Here is an 18,269-nt window from a genome sequence, read left to right as displayed (position 1 = left end):
TTCGTGTTCGACATTGGTTTTGGTGAGTTACTGCTGGTCTTTGTGATTGGTTTGATTGTGCTGGGGCCGCAGCGTTTACCCGTTGCGGTAAAAACTGTCGTGGGCTGGGTGCGTGCGCTCCGTTCGCTGGCAACGACCGTGCAGAACGAGCTGGCGCAGGAACTGAAGCTTCAGGAATTTCAGGACAGCCTGAAAAAGGTTGAAAAGGCGAGCATGGATAACCTGACGCCGGAGCTGAAAGCATCCATGGATGAGTTGCGCGAAGCGGCTGAATCCATGAAGCGCTCATACAGCGTTAACGATCCTGAGAAGGCGAGTGATGAAGCAAACACCATCCATAATCCGGTGGTGAAGGGCAGCGAAGAGCAGCGCGAGGGTGTGACGCCTTCCAGCGCGGAGCATCAGGCTGCTTCGCCAGAGCAATCGCCGCAGGAGCCCGAAGTGAAAAAGCAGGTGCCGCCGGAAGAGCCCGTGGTCAAAACGGCTGAGGTAAAACCCGCCGCGCCCGATTCCGAATCATCCCCCTCGTCGAGTGATAAAGCGTAAACATGGCAGTAGATGATACTCAACCGCTGATTACGCACCTCATTGAGCTGCGTAAGCGTCTGTTAAACTGCATTATTGCGGTTTTCCTCATTTTTTTATGTCTGGTCTATTTTGCCAACGATATCTATCAGGTGGTTTCCGCACCGCTGATTAAGCAGATGCCGCTGGGCGCAACGATGATTGCAACGGACGTTGCTTCGCCGTTCTTTACCCCGATCAAGCTGACCTTCTGGGTGTCGTTGATTGCCTCTGCGCCGGTCATTTTGTATCAGGTCTGGGCATTTGTGGCACCCGCGCTGTACAGGCATGAACGCAAGCTGGTTATTCCGCTGCTGGTGTCCAGTTCGCTGCTGTTTTATATCGGTATGGCGTTCGCCTACTTCGTTGTCTTCCCGCTGGCCTTCGGCTTCCTGACGCATACCGCGCCGGAAGGGGTACAGGTGTCGACGGACATCGCCAGCTACCTCAGCTTCGTTATGGCGCTGTTTATGGCCTTTGGTGTCGCCTTCGAGGTGCCCGTCGCGATTGTCCTGCTCTGCTGGGTGGGGGTGACCACGCCTGACGATCTGCGTAAGAAGCGCCCGTACATCCTGGTAGGGGCATTTGTCGTAGGTATGCTGTTAACGCCACCGGACGTCTTCTCGCAAACCTTACTGGCGATACCCATGTACTGCCTGTTTGAAGTCGGCGTATTCTTCGCTCGTTTCTACGTCGGAAAGGGGCGTACCCGGGACGAAGAAGACGAGCCGTCTGAAGAGACCACTAAAGAATAAAACCAACCGCCCGTCAGGGCGGTTGTCATATGGGGATACGTATGTTTGATATCGGGCTTAACCTGACCAGCGCCCAGTTTGCGAAAGACCGCGATGAGGTGGTGGCGCGCGCCTTTGCCGCCGGCGTGAACGGGCTGTTACTGACGGGAACAAATCTGCATGAGAGTGAGCAGGCACGGCAGCTGGCGCAACGCTATCAACACTGCTGGTCCACTGCAGGCGTGCATCCTCATGACAGCAGCCAGTGGACGCAGGAAAGCGCTGAGGCGCTTCATCGTCTGGCGGCTACGCCAGAAGTGGTTGCCATTGGCGAATGCGGGCTTGATTTCAACCGTAACTTCTCGACGCCTGAAGAGCAGGAGAAGGCATTTACCGCCCAGCTCGCGCTGGCTGCAGAGCTGGGGATGCCGGTGTTTATGCACTGTCGCGATGCGCATGAACGTTTTCTGGCGCTACTGGACCCCTGGCTGGAGAAACTGCCAGGCGCGGTGTTGCACTGCTTTACGGGCTCCCGTCAGGAAGCGCTGGATTGCCTGAACCGCGGGCTTTACTTGGGTATCACGGGCTGGGTGTGCGATGAGCGTCGTGGGCTGGAGCTACGCGAGCTGTTATCCGTAATCCCGGCCGATCGTTTGTTGCTGGAAACGGATGCGCCGTATCTGTTGCCCCGGGATATGCAGCCCAAACCGGCATCACGACGTAACGAACCGGCTTATCTGGGACACATTGCTGAGCGAGTGGCGTACTGGCGCGGGGAAGATGCGCAGTGGCTGGCAGCCCAAACCGATGACAACGTGCGTCGTCTGTTCGGCGTGCAGTTCTAAACTTTGCGGAAATCGGTGTTTTTAACGCTCTGCAACACCTCTTTGTTCAGCAGGTTGAGCAGCAGCATAGAACGCGCTTCACCGTCTGGTTCAGCGAAGATGGCCTGTAACCCTTCAAAAGCGCCTTCGGTGATCACCACGCTGTCCCCGGCATAAGGGGTTTCCGGATCGGTAATATCTTCAGGCTGCTGGTAGACAGAGAGCTGATGAATAACCGATGACGGTACTCTTGCCGGATGGGCGCCAAAACGTACAAAATGGCTGACGCCGCGCGTGGCGCTGATCGTCGTGGTGTGGATCACTTCGGGGTCGAACTCAACGAACAGATAGTTCGGGAACAGAGGCTCACTGACGGTCGTGCGTTTTCCACGCTGCATTTTTTCAAGCGTGATCACGGGCGTCAGGCAGTTAACAGACTGACGTTCAAGATGTTCCTGTGCGCGCTGAAGTTGCCCGCGTTTGCAATACAGTAAATACCAGGCCTGCATAATCACTCTTCCCATTGTTCGGGGCGCAAGCATACCAAAACCCTGGCGGGATCGCTAAGGTGATTATAATGGCGAAAAAGAGAGTAAGTCGTGGAAGTTCACGCTAATTTAACAAAATTACAGCATCACGCGGTCTTACGCCGTATAATGAAGCGCTTACAGAGAGGCCATGATTAACTGCATGAAATACCACGATCTACGCGACTTCCTGGCGCTGCTGGAAAAGCAGGGCGAACTCAAACGCATTACGCTTCCTGTTGATCCGTATCTGGAAATGACAGAAATCGCTGACCGCACCCTGCGCGCGGGCGGCCCGGCGTTGCTGTTTGAAAACCCAAAAGGCTACGCTATGCCGGTACTGTGCAACCTGTTTGGCACACCTCGCCGCGTGGCGATGGGCATGGGGCAGGAAGATGTCACGGCGCTGCGTGAAGTGGGCAAACTGCTGGCCTTTCTGAAAGAGCCGGAGCCGCCAAAAGGGTTCCGCGACCTGTTCGACAAGCTGCCGCAGTTTAAGCAGGTGTTGAATATGCCCACCAAACGCCTGCGCGGCGCGCCATGCCAGCAAAAAGTGCTGGAAGGCGATGCAGTTGATCTGACCAAAATTCCGATCATGCAGTGCTGGCCTGAAGATGCCGCACCGCTGATTACCTGGGGCCTCACCGTGACGCGTGGGCCGCATAAAGAGCGTCAAAACCTCGGCATTTACCGCCAGCAGCTGATTGGCAAAAACAAGCTCATCATGCGCTGGTTGTCCCACCGCGGTGGCGCGCTGGATTTCCAGGAGTGGTGCGCGGCCCATCCGGGCGAACGCTTCCCGGTTTCCGTCGCGCTGGGTGCCGATCCGGCAACCATTCTGGGCGCGGTGACGCCTGTTCCTGATACGCTGTCTGAATATGCCTTTGCAGGGCTGCTGCGCGGTACCAAAACCGAAGTGGTGAAGTGCATCTCCAATGACCTGGAAGTGCCAGCCAGCGCAGAGATCGTGCTGGAAGGTTACATTGAACAGGGCGAGCTGGCACCCGAAGGGCCGTACGGCGACCACACCGGCTATTACAACGAAGTGGATAACTTTCCGGTATTCACCGTCACGCACATTACCCAGCGTGAAGATGCCATTTATCATTCAACTTACACCGGCCGCCCACCGGATGAACCGGCGGTACTTGGCGTGGCGCTGAACGAAGTGTTCGTGCCGATCCTGCAAAAGCAGTTCCCGGAAATTGTTGATTTTTATCTGCCGCCGGAAGGGTGTTCGTATCGCCTGGCGGTGGTGACGATGAAGAAGCAGTATGCCGGTCACGCTAAGCGCGTGATGATGGGCGTATGGTCTTTCCTGCGCCAGTTTATGTATACCAAGTTTGTGATTGTCTGCGATGATGACGTCAATGCCCGCGACTGGAATGACGTCATCTGGGCCATCACCACGCGTATGGATCCGGCGCGTGATACGGTGTTAGTGGAAAACACGCCGATTGATTATCTGGACTTTGCCTCGCCGGTTTCCGGCCTTGGTTCAAAAATGGGACTGGATGCCACGAACAAATGGCCTGGCGAAACCGACCGTGAATGGGGTCGCCCGATCGAAAAAGATCCTGCCGTGACCGCGCGAATTGACGCGATCTGGGACGAGCTGGCCATAATGAATAACGGTAAGGCAGAATAAGACCGTTTAGCCCTATAGACTTCCCGACAGAGAGAGCGAATGACAACCTTAAGCTGTAAAGTGACGTCGGTAGATGCTATTACCGACACCGTATATCGCGTCCGTTTGGTTCCTGAAGCGGCATTCTCATTCCGTGCCGGTCAGTACCTGATGGTCGTGATGGACGAGCGTGATAAGCGTCCTTTCTCTATGGCCTCAACGCCAGCAGAGAAGGAATTTTTTGAGCTGCATATTGGTGCGTCTGAGCTTAACCTGTACGCGATGGCCGTGATGGATCGCATCCTGAAAGAGCGTGAAATCGTGGTCGATATTCCTCATGGCGAGGCCTGGCTGCGTGAAGACGAAGACCGTCCGCTGATCCTGATTGCCGGTGGTACAGGCTTCTCCTATGTCCGCTCTATTCTGTTGACGGCGCTGGCGCGTAATCCAAATCGCGATATCACCATCTACTGGGGCGGCCGTGAAGAGAAGCACCTTTACGATCTGTCTGAGCTGGAAGCGCTGAGCGTCAATCATCCAAACCTGCGCATCGAGCCGGTTGTCGAGCAGCCGGAAGAGGGCTGGCGCGGGCGCAGCGGCACGGTGCTGACTGCGGTATTGCAGGATCACGGAACGCTGGCCGGGCACGATATCTACATTGCCGGTCGCTTTGAAATGGCGAAAATTGCCCGCGACCTGTTCTGCAACGAGCGTGACGCGCGGGAAGATCGTCTGTTTGGCGATGCGTTTGCGTTTATCTGATTGTGAGACCCGCTTCGGCGGGTTTTTTACGCTCGGGCAATAGCGCTGGTGAAAATTTAACCTTGAAATGGGCGGCGCATTGCCGTTATTCTTGTTCCCGTTAAATTTCGCCCTCAGGAGCGCCCCCCAAAAATGAACAAACACGACTGATGAATTTCGATCCTTGCTCAACGCATCGCGTCGGCAGGGGATGTTTTGATTTCATTCAGGAGTGCTTATGGCTCATTTTGCGCAATCCCCCTCTTTTATTTTGCATCAGGTCACCTGTCAGTTTGCGACGGGCGATATCCTTTTTGGTCCACTGAATCTTTCTCTGGATGCGTCAGTGTGTGCGCTGGTTGGCCGCAACGGCAGCGGTAAAACACGCCTTCTGCGTCTGCTGGCAGGGGTTGATGAACCCGCCAGCGGTCACATTGAGCGCTTTGGTACACACGTCTATGTGGCGCAGCAGCAGGATATTTCTGCGGATACGACTCTTGCCGGACTGCTTGGTTACGACGCGATCTTTGCGGCGCGCACGCGCATCGACGGCGGTCATTATGAACCCGACGATCTCGACACGCTCGATGGTTACTGGGATCTGGCTGAACGGCTAAGCCAGGCTTTTATCGCTGCAAAACTTCCCTCTTTTGAGCCGAACAAACGCGCGGCAGAGCTAAGCGGCGGCGAGCGCATTCGTGCCTTGCTGTGCGGTGCATTCACCGCGGATGCTGATTTCCTGCTGCTGGACGAACCGACCAACCACCTCGACAGTCAAGGCCGCGTGTGGTTCTACGAGCAGCTTTCCCGGTATCAGGGCGGGGTGCTGGTGGCCTCTCACGACCGTGAGTTGCTGGCCCAGGTACCGCGTATCCTTGAACTGAGCGCGTTGGGCTTGCGCAGCTACGGCGGGAATTATGCTGACTATCGAACCCAGCGTGATGCTGAGCAGCTGGCTGCCCGCGCCGCGCTGGAGCATGCTGCCACCGAACGCAAGCGTACCCGCGCCCGTATGCATAAAGAGCATGACGACAGCCAGCGGCGTTCGGCCAAAACGCTTCGCACGGTCGACAGCCTTAACATCGCCTCGTTTGAACGGGTCAAATACAAAGGGGCGGCGAAAGAGCGGATTGGTTCCTGGAAAAAACAGCATAGCGATCAAAATCATGCCCTGAACGCTGCGGTTCACCAGGCACGCGAGCGGGTTGAAGAAGATAACGCGGTGATGTTTACCCTGCCGGGCAGTGAAATCCCGGAAGGAAAACAGGTGCTGGTGCTGGAAGAACTGGTGCTTCCGCACGTGCCTGTCTCCCCGATAAACTGGCGAATGGATGGCCCGATGCGCGTGGCGCTACGCGGGCCGAACGGCTGTGGGAAATCCACGCTGTTGAAAGTGATGTTGGGCGAAACCGCCCCTGTTACGGGAACCTGTAAGGTCTCCGTCAGATGTGCTTATCTCGATCAGCATCTTTCCCGGCTGGATCTGTCGCAGTCGGTGATGACACACCTTAGCCTGGGCAATACGCCGCTCGAAGAGGGGGCGCTGCGTACCCGTTTAGCGCAGCTTCAGCTGGGCGCGGAGAAAGTGACACTTCCACTGGCCGATCTAAGCGGCGGCGAGCGCCTGAAGGCCGCGCTGGCCTGCGTATTGTGGCGTGAAGCGGCAACGCAGCTGTTGCTTCTGGATGAGCCGACCAACCACCTCGATCTGGCTTCTGTTCAGGCCATTGAAGCGGCCCTTGCCGATTATCCCGGCGCGCTGCTGGTGGTGTCGCACGATGAAGCGTTTTTAGCAGGATTAAAGCTGACGCATGAGCTGGTGTGGGAAGAGTCGGGATGGCGATGTGAAAGCCTCTAAACACAAGCCCCCGCAAGGGCGGGGGCAAACAAACTTTATCAGGCTAACTGCTTGCGAAGGTCAGGGTTTGCCTGGATCAGGCGCATCAGCTTTAGCTCGGCTGGGGTAGGTTTTTCACGCTTTGACTCCCACTCCAGCACCATCGCTACGCTGACACCCATCGCTCTTGCGAATTCATCTGTTTTCAGGCCCGACCCTTTGCGTAAACGCTCAAATTCACTAAAAGGATTGGACTTTTGATTCAGGGTAACCGTCGGCGGTACATCTTTAAAAATAATCTGTTCCAGGCTGCTCAGCAGCTCAAACTCAGGATCTTTTAATTCCATTGAGAACTCCTCATAAATCACACATCGGGATCATGAACATCAGAGAGCATGTTAAGAATAGTCCCTAAACCAAACACAGGATCGTCACGGTTGTGATTAATTGTGCGATAACGATCGCTTTACCCGTTTCAGCTATATGGATAGTTATGCTAATTACCTGATTAATCATATGTAGGGATGCACAGGTATTTTTTTGTAAATAGTCAGTACAAAAACGGCAATACCCGTTTTGCATGAAAACTCTATCTTGCAAGGCTGACCTGGACTATCCTTGTCAGCGTTGGGCACGCGTGTGCCGGTGTGCGCTTTTTGGGTGAAAGGAGTAATAAAATGGCGACAGGAAAGTCCTGCTCTCGCTGGTTTGCGCCTATTGCGGCGTTGTTGATGGTTGTTAGCCTGAGTGGGTGTTTCGATAAAGAAGGCGATCAGCGCAAAGCGTTTATCGATTTTTTACAGAATACAGTGATGCGTAGCGGCGAGCGTTTACCAACGCTGACTGCGGATCAGAAAAAACAGTTTGGTCCATTCGTGTCGGATTACGCCATTCTGTATGGCTATTCACAGCAGGTAAGCCAGGCGATGGATTCGGGCATTCGCCCGGTCGTGGATAGCGTCAATGCCATTCGCGTTCCACAGGATTATATGACCCAGCGCGAACCGCTGCGCCAGTCCAACGGCGCCCTTGGGGTGCTGAGCCAGCAGTTGCAAAATGCCAAAATGCAGGCTGATGCGTCGCGCTCCGCGTTGAAGCAGGACGAGGATCTCAAGCCGGTTTATGACCAGGTGTATGAGAAAGTCGTGACCAAGCCGTCAAACGCCTTGCAACCACTGATCCCGGCGGCGCAAGTCTTTACTCAGCAGCTGGTTCAGGTGGGTGACTTTATTAATGAGCAGGGTACGCAGGTGAGCTTCGTCTCTAACGGTATCCAGTTCCCGACCTCCCAGCAGGCGAGTCAGTACAATACGCTGATTGGGCCGCTGGCGTCCCAGCATCAGGCCTTTAGCCAGGCCTGGAGCGCAGCGGTCGCTGCAACGGAATAAGAAAAACCCCCGCTTCGGCGGGGTTTTTTTATGCATGATGAAAATAACGCTTGTCATTCTTCTACCATATCGGTATAACTATCTTCGTCGGTTTGTTACACAGACCTAAAGCAGTTTAGTAAAGCAGTCCAGATTGTTATCCATAGATACCCTTCGTAGTGACCCTTCCTTCATCGCTTAAAAATCTGTAACGCAATCCATCAAGCCGGAAGGCACAATATATTTGTTAATAAGGTAATTTCTATGTCTGCTAAAATGACTGGTCTGGTAAAATGGTTCAACGCTGATAAAGGTTTCGGCTTCATCACTCCTGACGATGGCTCTAAAGACGTGTTCGTACACTTCTCTGCTATCCAGAACGATGGCTACAAATCTCTGGATGAAGGTCAGAAAGTTTCCTTCACCATCGAAAGCGGCGCTAAAGGCCCAGCAGCTGGTAACGTTGTAAGCCTGTAAGCTTCCAACCCAGTAGCACAAAATTCAAAAACCCGCCTTCTGGCGGGTTTTTTCGTTTCTACTGTTGTATCTGCGGGTTAACGCAGTTCTTATCCACTTTACCGCCGAGCGCGGCAATCAGGTTATCCACGGCGGTCGCCGCCATGTTGTAGCGTGTTTCATGAGTTGCAGAGCCGATGTGGGGCAGGGCGACGACGTTTGGCATGTTCAGTAGCGGAGAATCCACCGGCAGTGGCTCCTGTTCAAACACGTCCAGACCGGCGGCGTGGATCTCACCGTTTTGCAGTGCCTCAATCAGCGCCTTCTCATCGACCACCGGGCCGCGACCTGCGTTGATGAAAATGGCCGATTTCTTCATCTTTTCAAACGCCGCCCTGCCGATGAGATGACGCGTTTCATCCGTCAGCGGCAGGATCAGGCAGACAAAGTCGGCTTCCTGCAACAACGTATCAAGCTCGCAGTAACGGGCGTTGAAACGTTCTTCAGCTTCAGCGTGATGACGGCGGGCATTATACAGAATGGGCATGTTGAAGCCGAAATGGGCGCGCTGTGCCAGCGCCAGACCGATACGGCCCATCCCAACAATCCCCAGCGTTTTGCCATGTACGTCCACGCCGAACCAGTCCGGGCCAATGCTTTTCGTCCATTCGCCCGCTTTCACGCGCTCAGCCACCTCCACCACGCGACGAGCAGTGCTGAGCACCAGCGCCATCAGCGTGTCGGCGACGGTTTCCGTCAGAGCATGTGGCGTGTGCATCAGCAGGATGTTGCGCGCGTTAAGCGCATCCACGTCGAAATTGTCGTAGCCCACAGAAACGGTTGAGGTTGCACGAAGCTTCGGCATTTTCTCCAGCAGCGCTGCATCCACCTTTTCGCTTGAACCCAGCAGGCCCTCGGCGCAGGCAAACGCGTCGGCGTGCTGTGCCACGGTTTGCGGGCTGAGGTTCTTTACCCGGGTAACGGTAAAGTGTTCCTCCAGGCGTTTTTGCAGATCTTCAGGCAGTGTTTTGTACAAAATGACGGACGGCTTCATGCTAATCTCCGTTGATTTAAAAGGATTCAGGCGTGGCGTGCGCCGACGGGTAGCTGTTGATTATTAGCAGGCTTAACGATCAGAGTAAGCCATACCGAGGCAAAAAGCGCCACCCCCATAAAGATGTAAGAAGCTGAAGGGCTGCCGGTGGCGCCGTTCAGATAGCCCACAAACCACGAGCCAAAGAACGAACCCAGCGCACCCATACTGTTGATCAGCGCCATCGCGCCCCCTGCGACGTTACGCGGCAGCATTTCCGGGATGATGGCAAAGAACGGACCATACGGGGCATACATGGCCGCACCCGCAATCACCAGCAGCGTATACGAGGCCCAGAAGTGGTTCGCGCCTACGGCCCAGGAACCAATGAAGGCAAAAGCAGCGATCAGCAGGAGTGGCCAGACGAACAGCTTACGGTTTTGCAGCTTGTCCGATGCCCAGGAGACGATAATCATCGCGATGGTTGCAGCCAGGTAAGGCACTGATGACAGCCAGCCCACTTCCACCATGCCAAGGTTTTCACCGCCGCTGCGGATAATCGACGGCAGCCACAGAACAAAGCCGTACACGCCAATACTCCAGGTAAAATACTGTGCGCATAGCAGAATAACGTTCCGGGAGCGGAAGGCTTCGCCGTAGTTACGTACCGCTTTCAGCCCCTGCTGCTCTTTATCCAGCTGCGCCTGGAGTGCGGCTTTTTCGTCTTCAGAAAGCCATTTTGCCTGGGCTGGCTTATCTTTCACCAGCACCCACCAGCAGAAGGCCCAGATAATCGCGGGAACCCCTTCGATGATGAACATCTCGCGCCAGCCGAAGGACTGGATCAGATAGCCGGAAACCACCGACATCCACAGCACGGTGACCGGGTTACCGAGTATCAGGAACGTATTGGCACGTGAACGCTCAGATTTTGTGAACCAGTTGCTGATGTAAATCAGCATTGCTGGCATGACGGCCGCCTCAACCACGCCGAGAATAAAGCGAATAGCCGCCAGAGCAGGAATGTTATTCACCACGCCAGTAAGCGATGCACAGGCACCCCATAAGATCAGGCAGATGAAAATGAGCTTTCGCACGCTGCGGCGTTCAGCGTAAATCGCGCCGGGGATCTGGAAGAAGAAATAACCCAGGAAGAAGAGGGCGCCCAGCAGGGAGGAGACCCCTTTGGTGATCCCGAGGTCTTCGTTGATCCCGGCGGCGGATGCAAAACTGAAGTTGGCACGATCCAGGTACGCCAGGCTGTACGTGATAAACACGATTGGCATGATGTACCACCAGCGTTTTACTGCATTGGTCGAACTGTTCATAGGCTTGCCTCTGTTGTTGAGGTTGTTGCCGCCGTTGTCTGTAGGGTACACGGTGGCTTAATTATCTGGTGCGGATTGCTGCCCTCACCCTGGCCCTCTCCCTGTGGGAGAGAGAATTTAGATTCCGAGCTCTGCTCGTGTTGGTAATCCTTCGCTGTCGCCCTGCACCTGAATCGCCAGCGAACCAATTTTGTTGCCTCGCGCCACGGCCTGCGACAGCGGTTTGCCCTCCAGCAGGGCGCTGATGATCCCGACGGCAAACCCATCGCCCGCACCCACGGTATCGACCACGTTGTCGACTTTTACCGCAGCGACGGCGCCTTGCTCGCCGTCGGCAGTTTTGAACCATGCACCGTCAGCACCGGTTTTCAGCACCACGGCTTTTACTCCTTTGTTGAGGTAAAAATCAGCAATGCCTTCCGGCGTGCTCTCGCCAGTGAGGATCATTCCCTCTTTTACCCCCGGCAGTACCCAGTCCGCCTGAAACGCCAGTCGGTTGAGTTTCTCAACCATCTCCGCTTCGCTTTTCCACAGCACCGGACGCAGGTTTGGATCAAAGGAGATCGTTTTGCCCTGCGCTTTCATTGCCGAAGCGGCATGATCGAGTAAATCGTACGAACTGGCCGAGAGCGCCGCCGCCACGCCGCTCAGGTGCAGGTGGCGCGCAGAGGAGAAATACGCGGCGTGATAATCATCCACGGAGAGATGGCTTGCCGCTGAGCCTTTACGGAAATACTCCACGATGGGATCGGTTCCATTTTCAACTTTAGATTTCAGCTGAAAGCCCGTCGGGAAGCGTCCGTCGAGAGTCACGCCTGCGGCATCAATGCCCTCTTTTTTCAGCGAGTCGAGTACGAAATGGCCAAAGCTGTCATTTCCCACGCGGCTTACCCAGCCAACATTCAGCCCCAGCCGCGCAAGGCCGGTAGCAACATTCAGCTCAGCACCTGCAACGCGTTTGATAAAGTGCTCCACTGCGCTCAGCTCGCCTGTTTCGGTGGCGACAAACATCGCCATGGCCTCGCCGATGGTGATGACATCCAGCGTCTTGTGCATGGTTTACTCCTCGCGCAGCAGGTTGACGTAATGGCGGGTGACGGCGGTGAGATCCGTCCCTTCCAGCGGAAATTCGATACCGCGTGGCGCATCGGCAGGCAGTTGATTAAGCAGATCCCGCCAGCGAGAATCGGTCTGATCCGGCGCGACGGCGCGGAATTGCGCCTTATGCGGGACCGCGGCCTTCACATGAATGTAGCTCACGGCGGGAGCCAACTGACGTGCAGCCTCTTCCGGGGAGTCGCCAACCCACAGCCAGTTGCCCATATCGAACGTCAGCGTGACCGGCAGCGCCATTACCCGGCAGGCGGCTTTGAAGCGCTGCATCGGAGCGAGCTGACCGCAGTCGGTCTGGTCGTTTTCCACCACCAGCGTCATGCCGCTTTCATCCAGCAGTACGCGCAGGGCTTCAAGCTGTTGTTTGTCGCTGAAATGGCCCAGCGAGACTTTAAGCCACAGGGCGTTCAGGGTGCTGGCTTCGCTAAGGTAGCGCGGAAGATCCGGGTTGAGGGTTCCATCGGGCATAAACAGGGGGGCCGGGGCGGAGTAGCACGCCAGTAAACCCAGCAGTTCAATGGACTCGCCGAGCGCAGGCAGGGCCATTAACTCGTCGCTGCTGAAGAGCTCGCGGCGGATTTCAACGCCATCAGCCCCTGCGCCGGCAATAACGGGAAGCATCGCCCGTTGACCGCCTGCTTGTCGCACCTGATCCGCGCCATACGCGGCGGTGACCACCATAATTTTCCTGCTCATTTCCTGACTCCAGGGCGTAATCGATAGTATTACGCTAGATGGAACCGGTTCCAAAGAAAAGATCGGGATGCTGAATTTATGATCGCTGTCACGAAGGGGAAATTAACGGGCAGTAGAGCCGCGAACGATCAGCTCGCCAGAAAAAACCTGCTCGCGTACGGCGTCGCGGGTGCCTTCAATGCGGCGAACCACTTGTTCAACCGCGGCATAGCCGATCTGCCAGGTGGGTTGTTTGAGGGTCGTAATGCCTACGCCAGCAAGTTCAGCCCACTCCAGTTCATCAAAGCCGAGTAAGCCGATGTCGCTGCCCCAGTGCAGGCCAATGCGTTTAAGCGAGCGGGCAACCTGAAGCGTCAGCGCCCCGTTCGCGGAGATCACCGCTTTGCGCATACCCCGATGGCGGGTATGGAACTGGCGCAGGGTATTATCCAGCTGACCGGCTTCATGGAGGGGGATTTCGGCATTTTCGGCGATCACACCGGGATAACGCGCCAGCGTGGCACGAAATGCAGCCAGGCGGTCGCGGCGGGTGTTAACCATACCCAGCGGTTCGCTCAGGAACAAAATGGCTTCGAAACCCTGTTCAATCAGATGTTCGGTGGCAGTGGTGGCCGCCTGGGTGTTATCCAGCCCGACCACATCGCAGGCAAATTCCGGGATTTTGCGGTCAATAAGCACCATCGGCAGCGACGATTGTTGCAGGCGATTTAGTCCCTCTTCGCGCATCCCGACGGCATTGACCACGATCCCTTCCACCTGATAGCTGCGCAGCAGATCGAGGTAGTGCAACTCCTGATCAACTTCGTTATTGGTGTTACAGACCAGCGGGGTAAAGCCTTTCTCACGGCACGCCGCCTCAATGCCGCTGAGGACGTTAACGGAGTAAGGGTTGGTGATATCGGCGATGATGAGGCCAATCAGACGGGTACGACCCCGTTTGAGGCCGCGCGCCATCAGGCTGGGACGGTAGTCGAGATCGGCAATGGCCTGTTCAATTCGCGCCAGCAGTGCATCGGAAAGCAGGTGTTTCTCGCCGTTGAGGTAGCGTGAAATGCTGGTTTTACCGGTTTTGGCGGCTTTCGCCACGTCGCTGATGGTGGCCCGGGTTGGTTTGCTCATCGCTGATTTCCCTGAAATTAGTGAGAATACCTTAGCGGGAAAATCTGACGAATCAAGCAATTTGCCGGGTGGCGGTCTGATGCCCTCACCCCAACCCTCTCCCACGGGAGAGGGCGCAAACACTAAAACGGCAACAGGGTTGCCGTTTTGCTTTTACCTACTGCACAGGGCTCAACGTAATCTCAACGCGGCGGTTCTGCGCTTTGCCTTCCGCCGTGCTGTTGCTGGCGATCGGGTTAGCCGGACCCATGCCGCTGGTGCGGATGCGGTTCGCTTCTACGCCCTGGGTGATCAGCGAGCTGGCCACGGAATCGGCACGCTGCTGCGACAGACGCATGTTCAGATCCTGGCTGCCGGTACTGTCGGTGTAGCCAATCACGTTCACGGCAGTTTTGTTGTACTCTTTCAGCACCGCGGCCACGCCGGTCAGGGTGTTCGCGCCTGCGGGTTTCAGCGTCGCGCTGCTGCTGTCAAAGGTCACGTTGTTTGGCATGTTCAGGATGATGTTGTCACCGCTGCGCGTCACGCTCACGCCTGTACCTTTCATTTTGTCACGGAGTTTTGCTTCCTGCACATCCATGTAATAACCCACGCCGCCGCCCAGGGCTGCGCCTGCCGCTGCGCCAATCAGCGCACCTTTACCGCGATCTTTCTTGGAGGAGGAGAGTGCGCCAACGCCAGCGCCCACCAGGGAACCAATACCCGCGCCAATGCCGGATTTACCCGCTTCGCGTTCGCCGGTGTAAGGGTTGGTTGTGCAGCCTGAAACAGCCAGTGCACCGCTCACCAGAGCGGCAATAACGAGTACGCGTTTTTTCATCTTATTTCCTTAATCCTTTTTATTCTTTGCCACGACGGACGTGGCAGTGGATTATGACGTCCGAATACGGAGAAAATTCAGTGTATAACTCTGAAATTTGTCACAAACGATAAACTGCCTCAATGAAAGGCCGTCATACCTGCACGCAACCAGGAGCGCACGCTTTGAGCACCTCAACAAAAACCATTCTGACCGCCGCCCACTGGGGGCCGATGCTGGTCGAAACCGATGGCGACACCGTGCTGTCGTCTCGCGGGGCTTTGCCTTCGCGCCATCTCAACTCTTTACAGACCGTCGTTCGCGATCAGGTACATAGCAAAACCCGCGTACGCTGGCCGATGGTGCGTAAAGGCTTTCTGGCGTCACCGGATAAACCGCAAGGTATTCGCGGGCAGGATGAGTTCGTGCGCGTGAGCTGGGACGATGCCCTGGCGCTGATCCATACGCAGCATAAACGCATCCGCGACAGCTATGGCCCGTCGTCCATTTTTGCCGGCTCCTATGGCTGGCGCTCAAACGGCGTGCTGCATAAGGCCGCAACCCTGCTGCAACGCTATATGAGCCTGGCCGGAGGATATACCGGCCATCTGGGTGATTACTCGACCGGCGCGGCGCAGGCGATCATGCCGTATGTCGTGGGCGGAAATGAGGTTTATCAGCAGCAGACCAGCTGGCCGCTGGTGCTGGAGCATACAGAGGTGGTGGTGCTGTGGAGCGCCAACCCGCTCAATACCCTTAAAATTGCCTGGAATGCGTCCGACGAGCAGGGCGTTTCCTACTTCGATGCGCTGCGCAAAAGCGGCAAGCGCATCATCTGTATCGATCCGATGCGTTCTGAAACGCTTGATTTCTTCGGCGACAGCGCCGACTGGATCGCGCCGCATATGGGCACCGACGTGGCGATGATGCTGGGTATCGCCCACACCCTGGTGGAGAACGGCTGGCACGATACGGAATTTCTGACGCGCTGCACAACGGGGTTCGATAAATTTGCCGACTATCTGACGGGCAAAACCGACGGTATCGCCAAAACCGCAGAGTGGGCTGCGGCGATTTGCGGCGTTGATGCCGCTAAAATCCTCGAACTGGCAGCGTTATTCCATAGCAATGTCACGATGCTCATGTCCGGATGGGGGATGCAGCGCCAGCAGTTTGGCGAGCAGAAGCACTGGATGCTGGTGACGCTCGCCGCGATGCTTGGGCAGATTGGCACAGCCGGCGGCGGTTTTGGCCTTTCCTATCACTTTGCCAACGGCGGCAACCCGACGCGTAAAGCGGCGGTGCTGGCGTCCATGCAGGGCTCGGTGCAGGGGGGCGTGGACGCTGTGGATAAAATTCCGGTGGCACGCATTGTTGAAGCTCTGGAGAACCCCGGCGGGTTTTATCAGCACAACGGTCAGGATCGCCATTTCCCGGATATTAAGTTTGTCTGGTGGGCGGGTGGGGCCAACTTCACCCATCACCAGGATACCAACCGCCTGATCCGCGCCTGGCAGAAACCGGAGCTGGTGGTGATCTCGGAGTGCTTCTGGACCGCGTCAGCGAAACATGCCGATATCGTTTTGCCCGCCACGACCTCGTTCGAGCGTAACGATCTCACCATGACGGGGGATTACAGCAACCAGCATATGGTGCCGATGAAGCGCGTCGTGGCTCCCCGGGATGAAGCGCGGGATGATTATGACGTCTTTGCTGACCTGAGTGAATTATGGGAAGCGGGCGGACGGGAGCGTTTCACCGAGGGCAAAACGGATCTGCAATGGCTGGAAACGTTTTACCAGATTGCAAGCCAGCGCGGGGCTGCGCAGGGCGTGACGCTGCCGTCATTTGCTGAGTTCTGGGAGGCGAATCAACTCTTCGAAATGCCGGAAAGCGAGCAGAACGCGCGGTTTGTGCGCTTTGCTGACTTCCGTCGCGATCCGGAGAATCACCCGTTAAAAACCGAAAGCGGGAAGATTGTGATCCACAGCGAGCGCATCGCCAGCTTTGGCTACGCGGACTGCCCGCCGCACCCGGCGTGGCTGGAGCCGGACGAATGGCATGGCAATGCGCAGCCGGGGCAGCTTCAGCTGCTGTCTGCCCATCCTGCCCATCGTCTGCACAGCCAGCTCAACTATTCGGCTCTGCGCGAGCAGTATGCGGTGGCGGGTCGTGAGCCGATCGCGCTGAATAGCGACGATGCAAAGGCGCGGGGGATTAACGACGGCGATCTCGTTCGCGTCTGGAACGCACGCGGGCAGGTGCTGGCTGGCGCCGTGGTGAGTGACGGGATCCGCCCAGGCGTGTTCTGCATTCATCAGGGAGCATGGCCGGATCTGGCGCTGGACGAGGGCGGTATTTGTAAGAACGGCGCCGTAAACGTGCTGACCAAAGATCTCCCCAGCTCGAAGCTGGGGAACGGCTGTGCGGGGAATACGGCGCTGGCATGGGTGGAGAAATATGAGGGGCCGGCGCTTCCCCTTACGGCATTTGATCCGCCTGCCAGCTCATGATCCACGTCGGGTGTTGGGTATCATCCTGCCAGGCGCTGTCTTCGATGCGAAAACCCTGAGCATGATAGAAATTCACCGCCCGCACGTTTTTCTGATACACCTCCAGGGTTAAATACGGGTAGTGCTGCTGAACATAGTTCAGCAGCGCACGCCCGATCCCCCTTCCGATGAACGCCGGGGCGACAAACAACGCCCCCACGAACTGGAACTGCATGACGCTGATAAAACCGCACAGGGTACCGTTTTCCTCCCAGACCCAGGTCTCGGCGGCGGGAAGGTAATCATCCCGCACTACCGCTTCATTCGCTTGCCAGTAACTTGCGTCGATAAACGGATGCGCCTCGGTGGTGCTCTCCAGCCACAGACTCAAAAGCGGAGCGGTATCCTCACTTTGCCATTTGCGGATCATGGTGGCCCTCCGGGTGGCAGAAGCAGCCCTTAATATGGTCATTGACCAGCCCGCAGGCCTGCATAAAGGAGTAACAGATGGTGGTGCCCACAAACTTAAAGCCGCGTTTTTTCAGCGCTTTTGACAGGGCATCTGAGGCGGGGGTCGACGTTGGGATCTCTGCAAGCGTGGCGGCCTGCGTCACCTTCGGCTCGTTATCCACAAACGACCAGACAAAAGCTGAGAAGGGTTCGCCGTTTTGCTCCATCGCCAGATAAGCACGCGCGTTACCAATAATGGCCTGAATTTTACCGCAATGGCGGATGATACCGGTATCCAGAACCAGCCTTTCCACGTCTTCGTCGGTCATGGCGGCCACCGCAACCGGATCGAAATGGTGGAAGGCCTTGCGATAGTTCTCACGCTTTTTCAGAACGGTGATCCACGACAGCCCGGCCTGCTGGCCTTCAAGGCAAATCATTTCAAACAGTTTTTTACCGTCGGTTTCCGGCACGCCCCATTCCTTGTCGTGATAATCGATATAAAGCTGATCCTGGCTTACCCAGCCGCAACGTTGCATAGGTCATCTCCCTTCCTGATACG

General features: G+C 56.3%; 19 protein-coding genes. 9 read left to right on the top strand and 10 right to left on the bottom strand.

All coding sequences use genetic code 11. The features are described 5' to 3' along the window. Nucleotides 1-3 precede the first annotated feature (3 nt). Genes tatB through tatD form a run of 3 tightly spaced genes read left to right on the top strand, consistent with a single transcriptional unit; the run spans nucleotide 4 to nucleotide 2,143 of the window. A complete protein-coding gene (gene tatB, locus L350_RS04170; RefSeq protein ID WP_032626534.1) occupies nucleotides 4-546 on the top strand; it encodes a Sec-independent protein translocase protein TatB in 543 nt (180 codons plus the stop codon). Nucleotides 547-548: 2 nt separating this feature from the next. Then, entirely contained in the window at nucleotides 549-1,319 is a 771-nt protein-coding gene (gene tatC, locus L350_RS04175) for a Sec-independent protein translocase subunit TatC (RefSeq protein ID WP_022646678.1), read from the top strand. Between the two features lie 41 nt (nucleotides 1,320-1,360). Next, nucleotides 1,361-2,143 (top strand): 3'-5' ssDNA/RNA exonuclease TatD, encoded by a 783-nt coding sequence (gene tatD, locus L350_RS04180; RefSeq protein ID WP_032626531.1) that lies wholly within the window; start codon nucleotides 1,361-1,363, stop codon nucleotides 2,141-2,143. On the opposite strand, the gene rfaH is transcribed toward tatD, so the two are convergent. After that, complete coding sequence (rfaH, locus tag L350_RS04185; protein WP_032626529.1) at nucleotides 2,140-2,631, bottom strand: transcription/translation regulatory transformer protein RfaH; 492 nt, start codon at nucleotides 2,629-2,631, stop codon at nucleotides 2,140-2,142. The two genes, tatD and rfaH, sit on opposite strands and share 4 nt — an antisense overlap. 172 nt (nucleotides 2,632-2,803) lie before the next feature. On the opposite strand from rfaH, the gene ubiD reads away from it, so the two are divergent. From ubiD to L350_RS04200, 3 genes are all read left to right on the top strand, one after another. Continuing rightward, a complete protein-coding gene (ubiD, locus tag L350_RS04190; protein ID WP_088581798.1) occupies nucleotides 2,804-4,297 on the top strand; it encodes a 4-hydroxy-3-polyprenylbenzoate decarboxylase in 1,494 nt (497 codons plus the stop codon). Between the two features lie 39 nt (nucleotides 4,298-4,336). Continuing rightward, entirely contained in the window at nucleotides 4,337-5,038 is a 702-nt protein-coding gene (gene fre, locus L350_RS04195; protein ID WP_032626527.1) for an NAD(P)H-flavin reductase, read from the top strand. A gap of 217 nt (nucleotides 5,039-5,255) precedes the next feature. Continuing rightward, nucleotides 5,256-6,875, top strand: a complete 1,620-nt coding sequence (locus tag L350_RS04200) for an ABC-F family ATP-binding cassette domain-containing protein (protein WP_032626525.1) — start codon at nucleotides 5,256-5,258, stop codon at nucleotides 6,873-6,875. Between the two features lie 38 nt (nucleotides 6,876-6,913). On the opposite strand, the gene L350_RS04205 is transcribed toward L350_RS04200, so the two are convergent. Then, nucleotides 6,914-7,201 carry an HTH-type transcriptional regulator gene (locus L350_RS04205; protein ID WP_003860776.1) on the bottom strand — a complete coding sequence of 96 codons (288 nt, stop codon included), beginning with the start codon at nucleotides 7,199-7,201 and terminating at the stop codon, nucleotides 6,914-6,916. 330 nt (nucleotides 7,202-7,531) lie between these two features. Here L350_RS04205 and L350_RS04210 point away from each other — a divergent pair, with 330 nt between their 5' ends. Both L350_RS04210 and cspA read left to right on the top strand, forming a co-directional pair. Then, complete coding sequence (locus tag L350_RS04210; protein ID WP_023299059.1) at nucleotides 7,532-8,242, top strand: DUF3053 domain-containing protein; 711 nt, start codon at nucleotides 7,532-7,534, stop codon at nucleotides 8,240-8,242. A 243-nt stretch (nucleotides 8,243-8,485) separates the two neighbouring features. Then, nucleotides 8,486-8,698: a transcription antiterminator/RNA stability regulator CspE gene (gene cspA, locus L350_RS04215; protein ID WP_003860775.1), complete on the top strand. Its 213-nt coding sequence runs from the start codon at nucleotides 8,486-8,488 to the stop codon at nucleotides 8,696-8,698. 58 nt (nucleotides 8,699-8,756) lie between these two features. On the opposite strand, the gene ghrB is transcribed toward cspA, so the two are convergent. From ghrB to L350_RS04245, 6 genes are all read right to left on the bottom strand, one after another. Then, entirely contained in the window at nucleotides 8,757-9,731 is a 975-nt protein-coding gene (ghrB, locus tag L350_RS04220; protein WP_032626523.1) for a glyoxylate/hydroxypyruvate reductase GhrB, read from the bottom strand. A 26-nt stretch (nucleotides 9,732-9,757) separates the two neighbouring features. Next, entirely contained in the window at nucleotides 9,758-11,038 is a 1,281-nt protein-coding gene (locus L350_RS04225) for an MFS transporter (RefSeq protein WP_001089079.1), read from the bottom strand. A gap of 117 nt (nucleotides 11,039-11,155) precedes the next feature. Further along, the gene (locus tag L350_RS04230) at nucleotides 11,156-12,094 is read right to left on the bottom strand and encodes a sugar kinase (RefSeq protein ID WP_032626520.1); all 939 of its coding nucleotides are present in this window, start codon (nucleotides 12,092-12,094) and stop codon (nucleotides 11,156-11,158) included. A gap of 3 nt (nucleotides 12,095-12,097) precedes the next feature. Then, nucleotides 12,098-12,847 (bottom strand): sugar phosphate isomerase/epimerase family protein, encoded by a 750-nt coding sequence (locus L350_RS04235; protein ID WP_032626518.1) that lies wholly within the window; start codon nucleotides 12,845-12,847, stop codon nucleotides 12,098-12,100. Nucleotides 12,848-12,949: 102 nt separating this feature from the next. Further along, nucleotides 12,950-13,966 (bottom strand): LacI family DNA-binding transcriptional regulator, encoded by a 1,017-nt coding sequence (locus tag L350_RS04240; RefSeq protein WP_032626516.1) that lies wholly within the window; start codon nucleotides 13,964-13,966, stop codon nucleotides 12,950-12,952. Nucleotides 13,967-14,123: 157 nt separating this feature from the next. After that, the gene (locus L350_RS04245) at nucleotides 14,124-14,786 is read right to left on the bottom strand and encodes an OmpA family lipoprotein (protein WP_022646688.1); all 663 of its coding nucleotides are present in this window, start codon (nucleotides 14,784-14,786) and stop codon (nucleotides 14,124-14,126) included. 122 nt (nucleotides 14,787-14,908) lie between these two features. Between L350_RS04245 and L350_RS04250 the strand changes: the two genes are divergently transcribed. Then, nucleotides 14,909-17,278 (top strand): molybdopterin guanine dinucleotide-containing S/N-oxide reductase, encoded by a 2,370-nt coding sequence (locus L350_RS04250; protein WP_050595084.1) that lies wholly within the window; start codon nucleotides 14,909-14,911, stop codon nucleotides 17,276-17,278. Here the strand turns inward: L350_RS04250 and L350_RS04255 are convergent. Both L350_RS04255 and tag read right to left on the bottom strand, forming a co-directional pair. Further along, entirely contained in the window at nucleotides 17,247-17,687 is a 441-nt protein-coding gene (locus L350_RS04255; RefSeq protein WP_022646690.1) for an N-acetyltransferase, read from the bottom strand. The genes L350_RS04250 and L350_RS04255 overlap by 32 nt on opposite strands. Further along, entirely contained in the window at nucleotides 17,665-18,246 is a 582-nt protein-coding gene (gene tag / locus L350_RS04260; RefSeq protein WP_032626511.1) for a DNA-3-methyladenine glycosylase I, read from the bottom strand. The genes L350_RS04255 and tag overlap by 23 nt, the downstream gene beginning before the upstream one ends. Between the last annotated feature and the right edge of the window lie 23 nt (nucleotides 18,247-18,269).

This window comes from Enterobacter sp. MGH 4, assembly GCF_000534735.1.
Lineage (GTDB): Bacteria > Pseudomonadota > Gammaproteobacteria > Enterobacterales > Enterobacteriaceae > Enterobacter > Enterobacter intestinihominis.
The sequence above is the reverse complement of the archived record's forward strand: the minus strand, read 5'-3'. Positions and strand labels throughout refer to the sequence as shown.